Annotated in this window: 14 protein-coding genes; 10 read left to right on the forward strand and 4 right to left on the reverse strand. The window is 63.5% G+C overall.

Going from position 1 to position 18,920, the window contains the following annotated elements; genetic code table 11:
- Positions 1–96: 96 nt before the first annotated feature.
- Together pgi and IB277_RS17025 are read right to left on the reverse strand one after the other, a co-directional pair.
- Positions 97–1,722 (reverse strand): glucose-6-phosphate isomerase, encoded by a 1,626-nt coding sequence (gene pgi, locus IB277_RS17020; RefSeq protein ID WP_034797225.1) that lies wholly within the window; start codon positions 1,720–1,722, stop codon positions 97–99.
- 139 nt (positions 1,723–1,861) lie between these two features.
- Positions 1,862–3,562 (reverse strand): long-chain fatty acid--CoA ligase, encoded by a 1,701-nt coding sequence (locus IB277_RS17025; protein WP_060522360.1) that lies wholly within the window; start codon positions 3,560–3,562, stop codon positions 1,862–1,864.
- A 336-nt stretch (positions 3,563–3,898) separates the two neighbouring features.
- Here IB277_RS17025 and IB277_RS17030 point away from each other — a divergent pair, with 336 nt between their 5' ends.
- From IB277_RS17030 to IB277_RS17065, 8 genes are all read left to right on the forward strand, one after another.
- On the forward strand, positions 3,899–5,134 hold the full coding sequence (locus IB277_RS17030) for an MFS transporter (RefSeq protein ID WP_060581841.1): 1,236 nt from the start codon (positions 3,899–3,901) through the stop codon (positions 5,132–5,134).
- 188 nt (positions 5,135–5,322) lie between these two features.
- A complete protein-coding gene (locus IB277_RS17035) occupies positions 5,323–6,483 on the forward strand; it encodes an AI-2E family transporter (protein WP_034797607.1) in 1,161 nt (386 codons plus the stop codon).
- Positions 6,484–6,810: 327 nt separating this feature from the next.
- Positions 6,811–6,897 carry a K(+)-transporting ATPase subunit F gene (kdpF, locus tag IB277_RS38920; protein WP_060522357.1) on the forward strand — a complete coding sequence of 29 codons (87 nt, stop codon included), beginning with the start codon at positions 6,811–6,813 and terminating at the stop codon, positions 6,895–6,897.
- Between the two features lie 86 nt (positions 6,898–6,983).
- Entirely contained in the window at positions 6,984–8,693 is a 1,710-nt protein-coding gene (gene kdpA / locus IB277_RS17045; RefSeq protein WP_060522356.1) for a potassium-transporting ATPase subunit KdpA, read from the forward strand.
- Between the two features lie 13 nt (positions 8,694–8,706).
- The gene (gene kdpB, locus IB277_RS17050; protein ID WP_110818535.1) at positions 8,707–10,824 is read left to right on the forward strand and encodes a potassium-transporting ATPase subunit KdpB; all 2,118 of its coding nucleotides are present in this window, start codon (positions 8,707–8,709) and stop codon (positions 10,822–10,824) included.
- A 2-nt stretch (positions 10,825–10,826) separates the two neighbouring features.
- The gene (kdpC, locus tag IB277_RS17055; protein ID WP_060581843.1) at positions 10,827–11,396 is read left to right on the forward strand and encodes a potassium-transporting ATPase subunit KdpC; all 570 of its coding nucleotides are present in this window, start codon (positions 10,827–10,829) and stop codon (positions 11,394–11,396) included.
- An 82-nt stretch (positions 11,397–11,478) separates the two neighbouring features.
- The gene (locus IB277_RS17060; protein WP_090295039.1) at positions 11,479–14,175 is read left to right on the forward strand and encodes a sensor histidine kinase KdpD; all 2,697 of its coding nucleotides are present in this window, start codon (positions 11,479–11,481) and stop codon (positions 14,173–14,175) included.
- Positions 14,172–14,864 (forward strand): response regulator, encoded by a 693-nt coding sequence (locus tag IB277_RS17065; RefSeq protein WP_090295038.1) that lies wholly within the window; start codon positions 14,172–14,174, stop codon positions 14,862–14,864. Before IB277_RS17060 ends, IB277_RS17065 begins: the two co-directional genes overlap by 4 nt.
- A gap of 20 nt (positions 14,865–14,884) precedes the next feature.
- Here the strand turns inward: IB277_RS17065 and IB277_RS17070 are convergent, their stop codons facing one another.
- A complete protein-coding gene (locus tag IB277_RS17070) occupies positions 14,885–16,099 on the reverse strand; it encodes an alpha/beta hydrolase (protein WP_051659371.1) in 1,215 nt (404 codons plus the stop codon).
- 248 nt (positions 16,100–16,347) lie between these two features.
- Positions 16,348–17,520 (reverse strand): class C beta-lactamase, encoded by a 1,173-nt coding sequence (gene ampC, locus IB277_RS17075; protein ID WP_060581846.1) that lies wholly within the window; start codon positions 17,518–17,520, stop codon positions 16,348–16,350.
- A gap of 534 nt (positions 17,521–18,054) precedes the next feature.
- Here ampC and IB277_RS17080 point away from each other — a divergent pair.
- Together IB277_RS17080 and IB277_RS17085 are read left to right on the forward strand one after the other, a co-directional pair.
- The gene (locus tag IB277_RS17080) at positions 18,055–18,306 is read left to right on the forward strand and encodes a glycine zipper 2TM domain-containing protein (protein WP_034797201.1); all 252 of its coding nucleotides are present in this window, start codon (positions 18,055–18,057) and stop codon (positions 18,304–18,306) included.
- 17 nt (positions 18,307–18,323) lie between these two features.
- A complete protein-coding gene (locus IB277_RS17085) occupies positions 18,324–18,674 on the forward strand; it encodes an EF-hand domain-containing protein (RefSeq protein ID WP_090295034.1) in 351 nt (116 codons plus the stop codon).
- The last annotated feature ends 246 nt before the right edge of the window (positions 18,675–18,920 follow it).

Raw genomic sequence — 18,920 nt, forward strand, 5'->3', positions numbered from 1 at the left:
GGGTTGTGCAAAATCACGAGGCCCGAGGCGCGAAAAGCGCCTCAGGCCTCTATCGTCTTCAGCGGTGCGGTTCCGGGGAGAACCCTGCGGATTTGTTTAATGGGCGGCTTTCAGCAAGGCTGCCACCAGACCCGCCGTCGACGAATCGTGACCTTCGGCGCTTTCCTTACCTTCGACGACGGGAAGCAGGCCGGTCGCCAGCTCCTTGCCGAGCTCGACGCCCCACTGGTCGAAGGAATTGATGTTGAAGAGCGCGCCCTCGACGAAGACGCGGTGCTCGTAAAGCGCGATCAGGCGGCCGAGCGCGAAGGCATCGAGCTGGTCATAGACGATCGTCAGCGACGGGCGATTGCCGGTGAAGACGCGGTGCGGCGCAATCTTGTCGGCCTTGGAATCGGCCATACCCTTGGCGGTCAGCTGCGCCTTGGCTTCCGCGAGCGTGCGGCCCTTCATCAGCGCTTCCGACTGGGCCAGGCAATTGGCGATCAGCAGCTCGTGCTGGTGACGCAGGTTCTTCTCGTGGCCGTTGGCGGCGATCATGAACTCGGCGGGAATGACGTCCGTGCCCTGGTGGATCAGCTGGTAGAAGGCGTGCTGGCCGTTGGTGCCGGGCTCGCCCCAGACGACCGGGCCGGTCGAGTATTCGACCGGCGTGCTCTCAAGCGTCACCGCCTTGCCGTTCGATTCCATATCGAGCTGCTGCAGATAGGCGGGGAAGCGCGACAGGCGCTGGTCATAGGGCAGGATCGCCCGCGACGGGTAGCCGAGCACGTTGCGATGGTAGAAGCCGAGAAGGCCGAGCAGGACCGGTATGTTCTGACGGATCGGTGCGGTGCGGAAATGTTCGTCTATGGCGTGGCCGCCATCGAGGAAGCGGCCGAAATTCTCCTTGCCGACGGCGATCATCAGCGGCAGGCCGATCGCCGACCAGATCGAGTAGCGCCCGCCGACCCAATCCCAGAAGCCGAAGACGCGGGCCTGGTCGATGCCAAAGGCGGCGACCTTGTCGAGCGCGGTCGAAACGGCTGCGAAGTGATGGCCGACGGCAGCCTCGCCGAGCTTATCGGCGATGAAGGCGCGGGCGGTCGCCGCGTTGGTCATCGTCTCGATGGTGGTGAAGGTCTTCGAGGCGATGATGAAGAGCGAGGTTTCCGGATCGATCAGCTTCAGCGTATCGGCGATATGGGCGCCATCGATGTTGGAAACGAAGTGCAGGCGCGGGCCGTCGTGGAAGGGCGCAAGCGCCAACGTCGCCATGACAGGACCGAGGTCCGAGCCGCCGATGCCGATGTTGACGACGTCGGTGATCTTCTTGCCGGTCGCACCTTTCAGCGCGCCCGAGCGGATGCCGTCGGCAAAGGCGCCCATGGCGGCAAGCACGCCGTTGACATCGGGCATCACGTCCTTGCCGTCGACGAGGATCGGGCGGTTGCCGCGGTTGCGCAGCGCCGTGTGCAGCACGGCGCGCTCCTCGGTGATGTTGATGATGTCGCCGCGGAACATGGCGTCCCGCTTCTCCTCGACCTTGGCGGCCCTGGCGACCGCCTCCAGTCCGTCCAGCACCTTGTCGTTGACGGCGCATTTCGAATAGTCGAGCAGCAGGTCGCCGAGCGTGGTGCTGAAACGCGCGAAACGTTCTGCGTCGGCGGCGAAGGCCGCGCGGATATCGGTTGCGTTGGTTTGAGCGGCGGTGGCTTTGAGTTGGTCGACAAGCGCTTTCATCGCGGGGCTCCTTGGTCGGACAGGGGTGTCGGACAATCGCCTGCGTAGCTATTCGCTTTAAGTGGACCAAATCAAGACTGGAAAACCGCCGAGGCGGCGGTTTTCAGGATTTTTTAAATCGTTTGAATTTCGGAGTAGTTTATCCGCGCAGATCCTTGCGCAGGATCTTGCCGACATTGGTCTTCGGCAGTTCGGTGCGGAATTCGACGAAACGCGGACGCTTGTAGTTGGTGAGGTTGGCGGCGCAGTGGCGCTTGACCTCTTCCTCCGTCAGTGCTGCATCCCTCTTGACGACGAAGAGCTTGACCGCTTCGCCGGAATGCTCGTCCGGAATGCCGATCGCCGCGCATTCGAGGATGCCCGGATGGGTCATCGCCACTTCCTCGATCTCGTTCGGGAAAACGTTGAAGCCGGAGACCAGGATCATGTCCTTCTTGCGGTCGACGATCTTGACGAGGCCGTCGGCGTTCATGAAGCCGATGTCACCCGAGCGGAAGAAGCCATCCGGCGAGATCGCCTTGGCGGTCTCGTCCGGCCGCTGCCAGTAGCCGGCCATCACCTGCGGCCCGCGGATGCAGATCTCGCCGACTTCGCCGATCGCCAGCGTATTGCCCTGGTCGTCGCGGATCTCGACGTCGGTGGACGGGATGGGCATGCCGATCGTGCCGGTGAACTCGGTCGCGTCGAGGATGTTGGCTGTTGCCACCGGCGAGGTCTCCGACAGGCCGTAACCTTCGGCGATCGAGCAGCCGGTCATCTGCTTCCAGCGTTCGGCAACCGGGCGCTGGATCGCCATGCCGCCGCCGAAGGTCAACATCAGCGACGAGAAATCGAGCTTCTGGAACTCCGCATTGTTCATCAGCGCGTTGAACAGCGTGTTGAGGCCCGGGAAGATATTGGTGTTGTGCTTGCCGAGTTCCTTGACGAAGCCCGGGATGTCGCGGGGATTGGGGATCAGGATGTTGTTGCCGCCGGTGGCAAGGCCCATCAGCGAATTCACGGTCAGCGCGAAGATATGGTAGAGCGGCAGCGCGCACATGAAGACGAGATTGTCCGGCCGGGTGCGCGAGCGGAACGCCGTCTGGAACCAGATTTCCATCTGCGCCATGTTCGACAAGAGGTTGGAATGGGTCAGCGTCGCGCCCTTCGAGACGCCCGTCGTCCCGCCGGTATATTGCAGGAAGGCGACGTCGCTCGCGGCGATGTTGGGCTTCGTCAGCTTGGCTCGCGCGCCCTTGGAAAGAACGTCCTTGAACGAGAGGTGGCCGGGAATCGACCACGCGGGAACGAGTTTCTTGACGCGGCGGACCACCAGATTGACGATCGCACCCTTCAGGCCCAGCATGTCGCCCATGGTCGCGACGACGACGTGCTTAACCGCGGTCTTGTCGACCACCTGCTGCACGGTGTGCGCGAAGTTTTCCAGAACGAAGATCGCCTTGGCGCCGGAATCGGTGAGCTGGTGCTGCAGTTCGCGCGGCGTGTAGAGCGGGTTGACGTTGACGACGGTAAAGCCGGCCCTGAGGATGCCGTAGACGATCACGGGGTTCTGGAGGATGTTCGGCATCATCACCGCGACGCGGTCGCCCTTGGCGAGGCCGATCGATTGCAGCCAGGCGCCGATCCTGGCGGACTGGGCGTTGAGGTCGGCAAAGGTCAGCGTCTTGCCCATGCAGGTGAAGGCCGGACGGCTCGAATAGCGGGCAACGGCGTGGTCGAAGAATTCGCCGATCGACTTGTAGGGCAGGGGGCCAATTTCGGCGGCTATTCCGGGTGGATAGGATTTCAGCCAGATCTTGCCTGGGCTGATACCCGTCTGTTGTGCGCTGACTTCCGCCATGACCTCTCTCCCTCTGGTCGCCACAGGCTGGCCTGATGCGGCCTGAGAAAATCCCTCCCGATCCTCTCACGCCGATGAGGATGATGCTTTTGCGACACCTCTTCAAGCTGAGATTCGGAATTATATAACTTTGACGTAAACGTCAACTGAGCTTACGGTTAACAGGCTTCTGCGAGCCTTGCGAAAAAGTATGACGAGAACCGCAAAAGCTTTGCCTGCCGCAGGAAAAGCCTGTATTGCATTGCAGCATATCCCCGTTGGTCCAATCCAACATCCGCCGACATATCCCCCAGATTTTTCTCCGGCCGCAAGGCACGGCGACACTGGCCATTGCCCATGAGTGAGCCCATGTGTGACGAAGCCTTCTCCTCTGCCGTCGATCCGCGCCGCGCCCGTGTTTCTGCCGCCGAAGTGGCGCTCGCCGTCGGCGGCTTCGGGATCGGTACCGGCGAGTTTGCGATCATGGGTCTCCTGCCGCAAGTCGCCGAAGACGTATCGGTATCGGTGCCCCAGGCTGGTGCGGTCATCAGCGCCTATGCGCTCGGCGTCGTCGTCGGTGCGCCGCTGATCGCGGTGCTTGCCGCCCGCTTCTCGCGCTTCCGGGTGCTTTTGGTCCTGATGCTGGTTTTTGCCGTCGGCAACTTCGCGAGCGCCGTCGCTCCGGATTTCTACACGCTGATTGCCGCGCGCTTCTTCGCCGGGCTGCCGCATGGCGCCTATTTCGGCGTGGCTGCCCTGGTGGCGGCCGGCCTTGCCGCGCCGAACCAGCGGGCCCGCGCCGTCGGCCGGGTGATGATGGGACTGACCATCGCCACTCTCTTCGGCACGCCGCTCGTCGCCTGGTTCGGCCAGGCGCTCGGCTGGCGCTCCGCGTTTGCCATCGTCGGCGCCATCAGCCTCCTGACCATGGCGCTCACCTTCGCCCACGTACCGCGGGACAAGGGCAACCCGAAGGCGACGCCGCTTCGCGAGCTGGGTGCGCTCGGCAAGCTGCAGGTCTGGCTGATGCTCGGCATCTGCGCCATCGGCTGTGGCGGCATGTTCGCCGTCTTCAGCTACATCACACCGGCGCTGACCGAAGTCGCAGGTGTTTCGCTTGGTAATGTGCCGATCATGCTTTCGGTCTTCGGTGCCGGCATGATCCTCGGCAACATCGTCGGGGCGCGGCTTGCCGACTGGGCGCTGATGCCGGCGATCGGTATCGCCATCGTCTTCAACATCTTTGCCTATGTGCTTTTCTATTTCACCATGGGCAATCCGTGGATCGCCATCGTCAACGTGCTCTTCATCGGCGGTGGCTTTGCCGTCGTCCCGGGCGTGCAGACCCGGCTGATGGATGTCGCCGGCGAGGCCCAGACGCTGGCTGCTGCCCTTAGCCACTCCGCCTTCAATCTCGCCAATGCGCTAGGCGCCTGGCTCGGCGGCGTTTCGATCGCTGCGGGTTATGGCTGGACCTCCACCGGTCTCGTCGGTGCCGTTCTCGGCGTTGCCGGCTTCGGTATCTTTCTCGCCTCAGTCTTCGTCGATCGCGCACAGCCTGCGCGTATGGCTGCAAAACCTGCGGCGGAATGACCGGCTTTATCGAAAGAAAGCCGGGGGCTCTTGAACCCTCCTAAATTTTTCTGTCATGTCCCGCCGCTAGCGTCGGCCACGGCCCTGAAACTACCGTAAAGCAGGGGCAAAGGGGCGGCGCGCGGTGTCAGAGTGGCTGGCAAGGCCGCGGGTTTGCTGTAAGCTCGTCGGAAGACGGAGGATCATTGGTGCAATTGGGTAATCGCGAACGAGAGAATTTCGCCGTGGAGCCACGGCTCCTCGGGCACACTGCCATTTCGCGCCATGCCCTTGTCGGCCCCATGACCGCTGCCCGCTGGATGCTGGTCTTCGTTCTGCTCGCCGGCGTCTATTTCTTCCATGGTTTCGTCGTTCCGGTTCTGGCCGCTGTCGTCATCGGGTTTGCCAGCTGGCCGATCTATCGCCGGCTGCTCGCCGGTGTGAACGGCAACCGGACGCTTGCCGCCACCATCGCGATCGTCTGCGTCATCTCCTTCATCGTCGTGCCGATCTCGATTGCCGCCGTCTATGCGGTCGACGAAGTGCGCGACTGGGTCGTCTGGGCCGTCGAGACCAATGCCAACGGTGCCGTCGTGCCCGCATGGCTGTCGAGCATTCCGATCGCCGGTGTCTGGCTTGGCGAGCAATGGGTCAAGCATATCGGCCATCCGGGCGCGCTCGGCGAACTGGTCCAGCTCGTCAGCGGCTCCAACATCGGCAATATCTACCGCGGCGTTCTGGTCGTCGGTGCCTCGACGTTCCATGCCTTCCTGACGCTGCTGTTCATGCTGATCACGCTGTTCTTCGTCTATCGCGATGGGCAGTCCTTCTCCGGCCAACTCGACAAGCTCGGCGAGCGCATCTTCCCGATGCGCTGGGAACGGCTGTCCCGCGTCGTGCCGCTGACTATCAGCTCGACGGTCACCGGCATGGGCATCATCGCCATCGGCGAAGGCATCGTGCTTGGCGTCGCCTATTGGCTTGCCGGCGTGCCGTCGCCGGTCACGCTCGGCATCATCACCGGCCTGATGGCGCTGATCCCCGGTGGCGCGCCGCTCTGCTTCACGCTGGTCTCGGTCTATCTCGTCGCCAGCGGTTCGCCCATTCATGGCCTGGCGCTGTTCACCTGGGGCACGACCGAACTTTTCATCGTCGACAAGACGCTGCGTCCGCGCCTCGTCGGCGGCCCGATCAAGCTTCCCTTCCTGCCGACCTTCTTCGGCCTCGTGGGCGGCGTGAAGACCATGGGTTTCCTCGGCCTCTTCGTCGGTCCGGTGCTGATGGCGCTGCTCGTTGCGATCTGGCGCGAATGGATGCGCGAAGCCACCACGCCCACCGAAACGAGCGTGAACGAGATTATCAAGGGCTAGGTGCTCTTTTGCCGAACCGGCGGTCGCATGTGGGCGGCCTCGGGATCTCTTCAGCTTGTGGCAGATAGGCCGATACCGGACCGGTCCCGCGCCTATGAAGGTCGCCTCCCGCGCTCCCGAACGGATCTTTGCGGGCGTCTTTATCTTTTCCTTATGCCTCCTTCCGACCATCGCAATCGATAATTGACCCGCTGCGGGCGCAAGATCCGGACTTCAACAGTCCGGAGAATTTGCATGTCCGATGTTCTTTTTCTTGCCGCCGGAATCGGCGGCTTTGTCGTGTTCGCGCTTTATGCGCGCGCGCTGAGCCGGCTTTAGGAGGGCGTCATGTTCGAAGCCCTGCTCGGTCTTGCCGTCGCCGTCGGTCTTGCGGCCTACCTCGTCGTCACCCTCGTTCGCCCGGAACGGTTCTGACCCGGTTGACGGGGATCGAACCCGTTGGCCGTTCGCATCAGCCGGGCGCCTTTGCGCCGTCCGGCCGCCCTTAGCGGAGTAATCTCATGTCTATCATCGGGTGGCTGCAGATCAGCCTCCTCTTCATCGCCGTCCTGATCGTCATCAAGCCGCTGGGGCTTTATATGGCGCGGGTCTTCTCCGGTGAACGCAACGTTTTTTCACCCGTCCTCGGTCCCGTCGAAAGCGGCCTTTATCTTGCCGCCGGTGTCGATCCGAAGAAGGAACAGGGCTGGCTCGCCTACACGATGTCGATGCTCGCCTTCAGCCTCGCCGGCTTTGTCTCGCTCTATGCGATCCTCCGGCTGCAGGCCTACCTGCCGATGAACCCGCAGGGCTTCTCGGGCATGCCGTCCGATCTCGCCTTCAACACGGCGGTCAGCTTCGTCACCAACACCAACTGGCAGAACTACGGTGGCGAAACCACGCTCAGCCATTTCAGCCAGATGGCCGGCCTGACGGTGCATAACTTCGTCTCCGCCGCGACCGGCATCGCCATGGCGCTTGCCGTCACCCGCGCCTTCGCCCGCTCGAACGCCTCGACCGTCGGCAACTTCTGGGTCGATCTCACCCGTTCGACGCTTTACGTGTTGCTGCCGATCGCCGTCGTCATGGCCCTTGCCATGGTCTGGACCGGCTTGCCGCAGACCTTCCACGCCGATCTGTCGGCAACCACGCTCGAAGGCGCCAAGCAGACGATCTCGCTCGGCCCTGTCGCCAGTCAGGAAGCGATCAAGCAGCTCGGCACCAATGGTGGTGGCTTCTTCAACGTCAATGCCGCCCATCCCTTCGAGAACCCGACGGCTTTCTCCAACTATCTCAACATTTTCGCTATGTTGTCGATCTCGGCGGCGCTCGTCTACACGTTTGGCCAGATGGTCGGTAACCGCCGCCAGGGTTGGGCCTTCATCGCCGTCACCGCGATCCTGCTGATCTCAGGCGTTGCGGTCGTCTACTGGGCGGAAGCCCACGGCAACCCGATCCTGACCGCCCTTGGCCTCGATGCCGCCCAGGGCAACATGGAAGGCAAGGAAGTCCGCTTCGGCCAGGCGATGACGGCGCTCTATGCGGCTGTCACCACCGGTCTGTCGGATGGCGGCGTCAACGGCATGCACGGCTCGCTGACGGGCCTCGGCGGTCTCGTGCCGATGTTCCTGATGCAGCTTGGCGAAGTCCTGCCGGGCGGCGTCGGGTCCGGTCTCTACGGCATGGTGGTCTTTGCGATCCTCGCCGTCTTCGTTGCCGGCCTGATGGTCGGCCGCACGCCGGAACTGCTCGGCAAGAAGATCGAATCCCGCGAGATGAAATACGCGATGTTTGCCGTCCTCATTCTGCCGGTGACGATCCTCGGCTTTGCCGCCGTCTCCGCGATGCTGCCCTTTGCCGTCGCAAGCATCGGCACGGCGGGCCCGCACGGCCTGTCTGAAATCCTCTATGCCTTCACGTCGGCGGCCGGCAACAACGGCTCGGCTTTCGGCGGGCTCACCGGCAACACACCCTGGTACAACACGACGCTCGGGTTCGCGATGCTGCTCGGCCGCTTCGCCTATGCGGTTCCGGTCATGGCGATCGCCGGTTCGATCGCGGTGAAGACCCGTGTGCCGGCGTCCAAGGGTACCTTCCCGACCGACACGCCGCTCTTCGTCGGCCTGCTTGTCGGCATCATCCTCATTCTCGGCGGGCTGCAATTCTTCCCGGCGCTCGCGCTCGGTCCCATCGTCGAGCATCTCTCGATGCTTGCCGGTCAGACCTTCTAAAGGAATTCGACACATGTCTTCCAAACCTATCGCACCCAGTCTTCTGGACCCGGCGATCCTGCTGCCGGCGATCAAGGCGGCGTTCATCAAGCTCGACCCGCGCCAGCTCGTGCGCAATCCGGTGATCTTCGTCACCGAAGTGGTCGCAGCCGTGGTCACCGGTCTCTTCGTGCGCGACATCGCCACCGGCACAGGCAGCCCGCTGTTCTCCGGCCAGATCGCCGTCTGGCTGTGGTTCACGGTGCTTTTTGCCACCTTTGCCGAAGCCGTCGCCGAAGGCCGCGGCAAGGCCCAGGCCGACAGCCTGCGCCGCACCAAATCCGAACTGACGGCGCGCAAGCTCGTTGCCGACGAAGGCCGCGAGACCCAGACGATCCCGGCGACATCGCTGAAGGTCGGCGACCTCGTGCTCGTCGAGGCTGGCGAACTGATCCCCGGCGATGGCGAAGTCGTCGAGGGTGTCGCCTCTGTCAACGAGAGCGCCATCACCGGTGAATCGGCGCCCGTCATCCGTGAATCCGGTGGCGACCGCTCGGCCGTCACAGGCGGCACGCAGGTGCTGTCCGACTGGATCAAGATCCGCATCGGCGTGGCACCCGGCGACACTTTCGTCGACCGCATGATCGCGCTGATCGAGGGCGCGCAGCGCCAGAAGACCCCGAACGAGATCGCCCTGTCGATCCTGCTTTCGGGCCTGACGCTGATCTTCCTGGTGGCCGTCGTCACGCTCTGGGGGCTCGCCGGCTATTCCGGTACCGTGCTCTCGGTTACCGTGCTCGCAGCCCTGCTCGTCACCCTGATTCCGACCACGATCGGTGGCCTGCTTTCAGCCATCGGCATCGCCGGCATGGACCGTCTGGTGCGCTTCAATGTCATCGCCACCTCCGGCCGCGCTGTCGAGGCCGCTGGCGACGTCGATACGCTGCTGCTCGACAAGACAGGCACCATCACCTTCGGCAACCGCATGGCGGCCGACTTCATGCCGGTGCCCGGCGTCACCGAGGCCGAGCTTGCCGATGCGGCACTGCTTGCAAGCCTTGCCGACGAAACGCCTGAGGGCCGCTCGATCGCGGCGCTTGCCACCGGTGAATTTGGCCGCCAGACGCCGGATGTGTCGCTGCCCGCGTCCGACAAGGGCGAGGTCCTGGCGCTCGCCGTCGGCGGCGGCGCAAGCCGGGCCGGCGCGACCCGGATCGACGCGGTCATTCCCTTCGCTGCGGAAACGAGGCTTTCGGGCGTGGACTTCGGCGGCCGCCGGCTGCGCAAGGGCGCCGTCGACTCGATCCTGAAGTTCACCGGTATCCGCGACGAGAACGTGCCGAACGAGTTTCGCCGCGCCGTCGACCAGGTGGCCCGCACCGGCGGCACGCCGCTCGCCGTTGCCGATGGTCCGCGCCTGCTCGGCGTCATCCATCTGAAGGATGTGGTGAAGCCCGGCATCAAGGAGCGCTTCGCCGCTCTTCGCGCCATGGGCATCCGCACGGTGATGGTCACCGGCGACAACCCGGTGACCGCGGCCGCCATCGCGTCCGAAGCCGGCGTCGACGACTTCCTTGCCGAAGCCACCCCGGAGGACAAGCTTGGCTATATCCGCAAGGAGCAGCAGGGCGGCCGCCTGATCGCGATGTGCGGCGACGGCACCAACGACGCGCCGGCACTCGCCCAGGCCGATGTCGGCGTCGCCATGCAGACGGGGACCCAGGCCGCCCGCGAGGCCGCCAACATGGTGGACCTCGATTCCAGTCCGACGAAGCTCATCGAGATCGTCGAGATCGGCAAGCAGCTGCTGATGACCCGCGGGTCGCTGACGACGTTTTCGATCGCCAACGACGTGGCCAAGTACTTCGCCATCATCCCGGCGCTGTTCATCACCACCTATCCGGCCCTTGCCACGCTCAACGTCATGGGCCTCGCCTCGCCGCAATCGGCGATCCTCTCGGCGGTGATCTTTAACGCGCTCATCATCGTCGCGCTGATCCCGCTGGCGCTGAAGGGCGTCAAGTACCGGCCGGTCGGTGCGGCTGCCCTTCTGCGCCGCAACTTGGCTGTCTACGGCCTCGGCGGCATTGTCCTGCCCTTTGCCGGCATCAAGCTCGTCGACCTCGCCGTCAACGCACTCAATCTGGTGTAACCATGCTGAACCAACTTCGCCCCGCCATCGTCATGATCGTGCTACTTACCGCGATCACCGGCCTTGCCTATCCCTTTGCGATCACCGGCGCGTCGCAGGTGCTGATGCCCGCGCAGGCAAATGGCAGCCTCATCGAGAAGGACGGTACCCTCATCGGTTCCGCCCTCATCGGCCAGAACTTTACTTCCGACAAATACTTCTGGCCGCGGCCCTCCGCGACCGGTCCGGACGCCTATAACGCGGGGGCTTCGAGCGGCTCCAACCTCGGTACCACCTCGGTCAAGCTCAGGGACCGTGTCGCAGCCGATGTCGAGCGCCTGAAAGCTGCCGGCCTTGCGGGAGAAATTCCGGCGGATGCGGCAACCACGTCAGGTTCCGGGCTCGACCCGCATATCACGCCGGCCTTCGCCGAAGCCCAGGTCGCCCGCGTCGCCAAGGCGCGGGGCTTGAGCCAAGCGGATGTCGCCGCTCTGGTCGCCAAGGCGACGGAGGATCGGCTGTTCGGGGTCGTAGGCGAGCCGCGCGTCAATGTGCTAGAACTCAACCTGGCCCTTGATGCGCCTCGAACCTAGAGCGGGATGCGGAAAAGTGCTTGCGGTATTCCGCCCGCATCCCGCTCTAAGCTATTAGAATCGATCACGCCTGAGATCATGAATGCCCGACAGTGAACGCGACGCCAAAAGTCGCCCGGATCCAGACGCATTGCTGGCGCTTGCCGCGCAGGACCGCCGGGGAAAACTGACCGTATTCCTCGGTGCCGCTCCCGGCGTCGGCAAGACCTATGCGATGTTGTCGCGGGCCCGCCGGCTGAAGGATGACGGTGTCGATATCGTCGTCGGGCTGGTGGAGACGCATGGGCGCAGCGAGACCGCTGCGCTCATTGACGGATTGGAGATACTGCCGCGCCGCGATGTGAACCATCGCGGCCGAATGCTTTCCGAGTTCGACCTGGATGCGGCCCTCGCGCGGCGTCCCCGGATCATCGTCGTCGACGAACTGGCCCACAGCAATCCGGCCGAAAGCCGGCACCCCAAGCGCTATCAGGATGTTGAGGAACTGATCGCCGCCGGCATCGATGTCTGGACGGCGCTCAACATCCAGCATCTCGAAAGCCTCTCGGATATCGTCGCCCAGATCACCGGTGTACCCGTGCGCGAACGGGTGCCGGATACCGTATTGAAGCGCGCTGACGACGTACTACTTGTGGATCTGTCGCCGGCCGAGCTCATCGAGCGGCTGAAGGAGGGCAAGGTTTATCTGCCCGACAGCGCACAGCGCGCCGTCGACCGCTTCTTCCGCCTTGGCAACCTGACGGCACTGCGCGAACTGGCGCTCAGGCGGACAGCCGACCGGGTCGACGACCAGATGGTCGACTATCTCAAGCAGAACGCCATCGAAGGCATCTGGGCAAGCGGCGAGCGGCTGCTCGTCTGCATTGGTTCGGACCCGTTGTCCGAAAAGGTCGTGCGCACGGCAAGCCGGCTCGCCGAAGGATTGAATGCCCCCTGGATCGTCGTCTTCATCGAGCGCGCCGACCGCGAGAGCGGCGATGGCGAAGACGTGCGCCGGCTCGACGAAACCTTCCGTCTTGCCGAACGTCTCGGCGCCGAGACGCGCCGTATTATCGGCAACGACTTCGTCGAGGAAATCCTGAAGCTGGCGCGCCGGGAACACGCGACGCAGATCGTCATCGGCGCGCGCCGCCAGCCGTTCCCGATGCGGCTGTTTCGCCAGTCGCTTCCCGACGCCTTGGCCGAGCGCGTGTCCGGCATCGGCATTCACCTTGTGACCGATCGCGAGACGGTGCCCGTCAAACGGCGAACGAAGATGAAACGGACGCTGCCGCCGGGAAGTGGGCGCGCGATCGGCATCGCCGCCGGGTCGGTCGTCGTCTCGACCGCCGTCGGCCTGCTGCTTGGCCGTTTCGTCGTCCTGCCCAACATCTCGTTGCTTTATCTGCTCGCGGTGCTGGCCTCGGCGACCTATGCCGGTCACATCGCGGCAATCGCGGCAGCACTTTTTTCGGTGCTCGCCTATAACTTCTTCTTCATCAAACCGACCGGCACCTTCACCATCGCCGAGCCGCACGAGGTTTTTGCGCTCGTCGTCTTCCTCGCTGCCGCAGCCCTTGCCGGCAGCCTGGCATCGCGGGTACGGGAGCAGGCAAAGACCGCCCGCCAGCGCGCCGCCGCGACTCAGGCGCTCTATGATTTTTCGCGCAAGCTATCAGGCACCGCCAAGGCCGACGACGTGCTCTGGGCGGCGGTGACGCAGATGCAGTCGACGCTGAAACGCAGTTCAGCGCTGCTTCTGCCTGAGGACGGAGACCTGCAGCTGAAAGCCGCCTGGCCGCCGGACACCGAGCTCGACGTCACCGACATCATGGCGGCGCGTTGGGCGATGGACAAACGCGAGCCGGCCGGCAACGGCACGGGAACCCTGCCGAACAGCCCTTTCCATTTCCGGCCGCTGACGAGCCCGCACGGCGTCGTCGGCGTCTGCGGCTTCGTCCAGGCCGACAAGCCACTGGAGATCAACGAGGAGCGGGCGCTGGCAGCGATCCTCGACCAGACGGCGATCGCCGTCGACCGCGCCCGCCTGTCACGCGAAAGCCTCGACCAGGCCGCAAAGCTCGAGGGCGAGCGCTTCCGCGCTGCCCTTCTTTCATCCATTTCGCATGATCTGAGAACCCCGCTTGCGACCATTACCGGCGCCGTCACCAGCTTGCGCCAGCTCGGTGATCGCATGCCGCCGGAAAGCCGCGACGACCTGTTGCAGTCGATCGAGGAGGAGGGCGGTCGGCTGACGCGCTTTGTCGCCAACCTGCTCGACATGACGCGCATCGAGGCCGGTACCGTCAATGCCAAGCGCGATTGGGTCGATGTCGCCGACGTGGTGCGGGCGGCGGTCGATCGCGCTCGCAAATATTTTCCCGAGCGCGAGATCGAAACCAGCATCGCCCCTGACTTGCCCCTGATGCGGGGCGACAGCGTGCTGCTCGGCCAGGTGCTCTTCAACCTGCTGGACAATGCCAACAAATATGGCGGCGAAGAGCCGATCAGCATCTATGCCCGTACCGACGGCAACGAGATCGTGCTGTCAGTGACCGACCTCGGCAAGGGTATTCCGCCGCGGGACCTCGAGCAGGTCTTCGAGAAATTCTTCCGCCGCGGCAAGGCGGATGGCCGCACTCCGGGAACGGGGCTGGGACTGTCGATCGCCAAGGGCTTCGTCGAAGCGATGGGCGGGCAGATCAAGGCGGAGAGCCCGGCGCTTCGCCGCCGCGGCACGCGCATTTCCATGCGCTTTCCCGCCGCCAAGGCTGAAATCTCCGAAAAGGACCGTGCATGAGCGTGGAGCGTATCCTCGTCGTCGACGACGAGCCCCAGATCCAGCGTTTCCTGAAACCCGCGCTGAGTGCTGCCGGCTATGACGTTCGCGAGGCGATGACCGGCGCCGAGGCGCTGAAGGCGGCGGCGACGATGGCGCCGGATGTCGTCATCCTCGATCTCGGCCTGCCCGATATGGATGGCAAGGAGGTCATCGCCAACCTGCGCGGCTGGTCGCAGGTACCGATCATCATCCTGTCGGCCCGCGACCGGGAAAGCGAAAAGATCGCAGCACTCGATCTCGGCGCCGACGACTACATCGAAAAGCCCTTCGGTATCGGCGAACTGACGGCCCGCATCCGTGCGGCCCTTCGCCACCGGGTGCAGATGGAAGGTGGCCACACGCAGCTTTCCGCCGATGGTGTTTCGATCGACACGATCAAGCGGGTGGTGACGAAGGACGGCGAGCCCGTCCGGCTGACGCCAAAGGAATACGACCTCCTGGTGATGCTGGCGCATCACGCCGGCCGTGTCGTCACCCACAAGACGCTGCTTACCTCGGTCTGGGGCGTCGCGCACGGCGAAGACCTGCATTATCTGCGCGTCTTCATCGGCCAGCTGCGCGGCAAGATCGAGCGCGATCCGGCCGATCCGCAGATCATCCGTACGGAGCCGGGCGTCGGCTATCGCTTCGTCGGTGACGAGGGCTGACGGCAGGCTGCCGCCAAGCCTTACTTTATCTTCACCGGCGTCGGCATGTCGGTCGCCAGCGTGTCTCCGACGACCACCTTCTTCTTCTTTGCCGGCTGCGGGTTTTCGAGGATCGACACAGGCGCCGAGACCGTCACGGCCGCGACGTTGCCGACGTTTCTCGCCGTGCCGGCAACGACCGCGGCAATGCCGGTTCCAACCGAGATATCGGAATCTGTGAGCGTCTGCCCCGTGGCGAGCCGCGTGCCGATGAGCTGGACGATCTCGGGGCTTTCCGCAAACTTTCCGTGGTGCAGGCCGTCCTCAGACTTAACCTTTGTCAGATCGATGGCAGTGATGCCGGCCCTTTCAAGCTGAGTGCGATAAGGCTCTGCCGACGGGTCGATTGCGCCAAGGCGTGAAACGTCGCCCGAGATGAAGCTCGAAAGCGCCAAGGCGCGGTCGTCCTGCGAAACGAAGATGGTGAACTTCGGCCGTTTCTTGCCCATCTCGACAAACTGCTTGGCGAAGACATCGAGATCGATATCGGGCGAGGCGAGGATGACGTTCTCGATCTTGGACGGCACGTTGCCGTCGCGGATGCCCATCTGCCGGAGCGATTCCATCGTCAGCCAGGTACCCATGGAATGGGCGAGGATGGTTATGCTTTTGACCTTCGGCGCGTCGGATAGCTTTTTCAGAATGTCTTCGAGCGCCGTGCGCGAATAGTTCGTGCTTTCCTTGTCGTAGTTGTAGTCGAACACGTTGGCGCGCGAAGGCCAGGTGAAGAGAACCGGCGTTGCCTGGACCTCCGAGTCATGCACGATCTGCGCCAGCCGGTAGACCGAATCCTCGTAGCGATTGTTGAAGCCGTGCACGAAGACGAAGGCATTGCCGCCGACATCGTGCTGCAGGAACCAGGACTTGGCTTCATCGAGCGACTTGAGCTCGTTCACCCGCGTGACGGCGAATTCCTTGGCCGGATCCGGCGGCAGCTTGCGCGGCCATTGCACCGTGCCAGACTTGCGTGCCGTTTCCGGCGGGATCGAAACCGCGACGTCGGTAAGGAAAGTATTGGCGTCGCGCTCGCCGGAAAAGAGCGTTGCCGGATCGCCGGAGGGTTCGCGCGTGGTTGCGACAAGCATGTCGACGGTGGATGCGCCCGGGACCGGAGTGGTGAGTGCGACGGGCGCCATCACACCCTTGGCATGGCCGCCGCAGCCGGCAAGCAGCGTCAGCGCCGCAAGCACGAACATTGTCCGCCCCCTGCCTGCGCCTCCCCGATGTAACGAACCCTGAACTCCCACCCATTCGAACATCGGCATCCCCACATACGCCTGAACTCGACTGCATCTGATCGCGCTTTCGCGAAATGCAGATGACAATACTCGGCGTCAATATGCAAGCAGGCGCTGATTGAAGATTCGCTGCAGAGTTGTTGATGGATGTCGTTTCCCGTGTCGCGGGCTTGCCGCGACACGAAACTGACGCGGGCGATCTGCCGTTACTTCGCCGCCGCTTCCAGCGACTTCAGGATCGCGTGGGCAGCCTTGATCCTCTCGGGGTTCGGGTAGTTGCGGTTGGCAAGCAGCACGATGCCGATCTTCTTCTCCGGTACGAAGGCGACATAGCCGCCGAAGCCGTTGGTGGAGCCGGTCTTGTTGTAGAGCGTCGAGCCATCGGGGCGCTTCGGGGGATCCAATGCCTTGACCGGGTTGCTTTTCAGGGCCATGTCGCGCGAATTGCCGTCGAGCAGCCGCTCCAGCGAAACGGGGTAGGGGTATTGTTCCCAGCCCAGCCCCTGCACCATCTTGCCGCTGTCGAAATATCCGACATGGGTGCCTTCGACCGCCTTGCGGATCGCGCCGTCGAGAAGTTCAGGCTGGATGTTGGTTTCGACGAAGCGGATCATGTCTATCGCCGATGACTTTACGCCATAGGCCTCCGCGTCGAACGTACCGGCGGTGACGCGAATTGGCTTGTCGGCCTTGCCGTAGCCCCAGGCGTAGCTGCCCATCTGGCTATCGGGAACGCGGACATAGCTGTGCTTCAGGCCGAGCTTGGGAAAGATCTCGCTTTCGAGAACCGCGCTGAAGCTGCCGCCCATCGCCAATGCCGCGGTGTGGCCGAAGAGGCCGATGCTCGGGTTGGAATAGCGACGCGTCTTGCCGGGCTTGGCCTCCGGTTTCCATGTGCTGAAATAGCCGACCATGTCGGCGTCGCTCTTGACCGCATCGGGAAACTGCAACGGCAGCCCGCCAGCCGTATAGGTGGCAAGATGCAGGAGGGTCGCCTTGTCGATCGGCGTGCCCGCAAAGGCCGGGATGTACTTGCCGGGATGATCGTCGAAGGAGAGCTTGCCGGTGACCTGCGCATAGGACGCCAGTGTCGCGGCGAAGGCCTTGCTGATCGAGCCCAGTTCAAACAGCGTATTCTCGGTAACCGGTGCGTTCGTTTCCTTGGAAGCGACGCCGTAGTTCAGGAAGTAGTGCCGGCCTTCAACGGTGACGGCGACGGCCATGCCCGGCACCTTGTGTTCGCGCATGATAGGGCGGATCGCCTTGTCCACGGCAGCGGCAATCTGCGCCCGCTCGCCGCCTTCGGCGAAGGCGCTGGACGCCAGGGTCGCAAGGATTGCAGTAGAAAGACCTAATTTAATTGTCGCCATTCTATCCATTCGATGTGTTCTCTCTCGATAGGTATGCTGTCGGTGGCGCGGTGTGGGAGGGTCGCCGGCCACGGTCGGAGATGCTGTGTCGGGTCCGAGCTGGCGCTTTGCCGGCCCATGTCCCGCCAGGCCATGGAGACCCTGCAAGAAGTGCCCAACGGGACGGCAAAGAGCTAGACCGCCCGGCCCGACGGCACAAATGACGATATTTCGAGGGAGACCCTAGAAAATCTAAGGTGAGATGTCGCCGCGCGGGAGACGATTCCAGAGGCCGAAAGGGCGGCGGGGAGGGGCGCCGGCGCCGTGCGCTCTACAAAATCACGCTGTCCGTTGTCATCGGGGGTTCTCGGGCGTAGTATTCGCCGGCAGTTCAAGGCCCTCTTGTTGCCAGACTGCATGTCTAATCCGCGAGCTGCTTCTGATCCAACAGAAGAGTCTCCCCCGATTCCGGGAGAATATTCGGAAGCTTATTTACATCCGACGCCACTCAATGGCGCCTCCGCCGATCTCTATTGCAATCAGACGGCCATATTGGAGGATAAGATGAGCAAGCAGACCATAACTATCGTTCTTGCCGGCGCCCTAGCCTTATCGGGGTGCCAATCGGCCTATATGTCCAAGAGCGGTTCGACCGGCAACGAATTCGGCTGCATTGCCGGAACCGTTGGTGGGGCCATTGTCGGCGGCCTGATCGGCTCGACCATTGGTTCAGGCACCGGTCAGCTATGGGCCGTTGGTGGTGGAGCGACACTCGGCGCTGCTGCCGGCAACGCGCTGACATGCCGCTATTATTGATCGAGGAACAGAGCAGAATGAAGAAAATCGTTCTTATGAGCGTGCTTGCGCTCGGCCAGATCACACCGGCGATCGCGCAGCAAGCTGCGACGATGAACCAGGGACAGATGAGCGCGCTCGACAGCAACAAGGACGGCGCGGTCGAGCGGTCCGAGTACGAGGCCTTCATGGCGAGCGCCTTCGACAATCTCGACAAGAACAAGGACGGAAATCTTACGTCCGACGAGACGAAGCAGGCGCTGAACGCTCAGCAATTTGCCGCCACGGATACCAACAGCGACGGCAAGATCAGCCGGAACGAGTTTCTTGATCGGGTGATGGCGGATTTCAAGACCGCGGATCGAAGCGGCGACGGCAGCCTGAAATGATGCTCGGAGCCGATGCCGACCGCCCTTGATCCGGGACGTTCGCGGCTGGCGGGCACGGGCTTCGGCCCGGCTCTCGCGCAAGCAAAGACGGCGTGCGCGCACGCACGTCCTCATTTTCCGGTTGCAATTGCCGGGCGTTCTGTTTCTCATGTCTAAAATTCACCGGCAGCTGGCCAGCTGGCTGCCGGTGCTCATGCCGCTCTTCCTGATTGTCCCATTCGGCTTTCTGACAAGCGACCAGGTTCT

The sequence above is a fragment of the Ensifer sp. ENS07 genome, assembly GCF_014852185.1.
GTDB lineage: Bacteria > Pseudomonadota > Alphaproteobacteria > Rhizobiales > Rhizobiaceae > Ensifer > Ensifer adhaerens.

What these genes read in the sequence shown, in the direction of transcription:
- pgi (WP_034797225.1), bottom strand. Translation starts at nt 1,722, where the DNA reads ATGAAAGCGCTTGTCGACCAACTCAAAGCCACCGCCGCTCAAACCAAC.
- IB277_RS17025 (WP_060522360.1), bottom strand. Translation starts at nt 3,562, where the DNA reads ATGGCGGAAGTCAGCGCACAACAGACGGGTATCAGCCCAGGCAAGATC.
- IB277_RS17030 (WP_060581841.1), top strand. Translation starts at nt 3,899, where the DNA reads ATGAGTGAGCCCATGTGTGACGAAGCCTTCTCCTCTGCCGTCGATCCG.
- kdpF (WP_060522357.1), top strand. Translation starts at nt 6,811, where the DNA reads ATGTTCGAAGCCCTGCTCGGTCTTGCCGTCGCCGTCGGTCTTGCGGCC.
- kdpA (WP_060522356.1), top strand. Translation starts at nt 6,984, where the DNA reads ATGTCTATCATCGGGTGGCTGCAGATCAGCCTCCTCTTCATCGCCGTC.
- kdpB (WP_110818535.1), top strand. Translation starts at nt 8,707, where the DNA reads ATGTCTTCCAAACCTATCGCACCCAGTCTTCTGGACCCGGCGATCCTG.
- kdpC (WP_060581843.1), top strand. Translation starts at nt 10,827, where the DNA reads ATGCTGAACCAACTTCGCCCCGCCATCGTCATGATCGTGCTACTTACC.
- IB277_RS17060 (WP_090295039.1), top strand. Translation starts at nt 11,479, where the DNA reads ATGCCCGACAGTGAACGCGACGCCAAAAGTCGCCCGGATCCAGACGCA.
- IB277_RS17065 (WP_090295038.1), top strand. Translation starts at nt 14,172, where the DNA reads ATGAGCGTGGAGCGTATCCTCGTCGTCGACGACGAGCCCCAGATCCAG.
- IB277_RS17070 (WP_051659371.1), bottom strand. Translation starts at nt 16,099, where the DNA reads ATGTTCGTGCTTGCGGCGCTGACGCTGCTTGCCGGCTGCGGCGGCCAT.
- ampC (WP_060581846.1), bottom strand. Translation starts at nt 17,520, where the DNA reads ATGGATAGAATGGCGACAATTAAATTAGGTCTTTCTACTGCAATCCTT.
- IB277_RS17080 (WP_034797201.1), top strand. Translation starts at nt 18,055, where the DNA reads ATGAGCAAGCAGACCATAACTATCGTTCTTGCCGGCGCCCTAGCCTTA.
- IB277_RS17085 (WP_090295034.1), top strand. Translation starts at nt 18,324, where the DNA reads ATGAAGAAAATCGTTCTTATGAGCGTGCTTGCGCTCGGCCAGATCACA.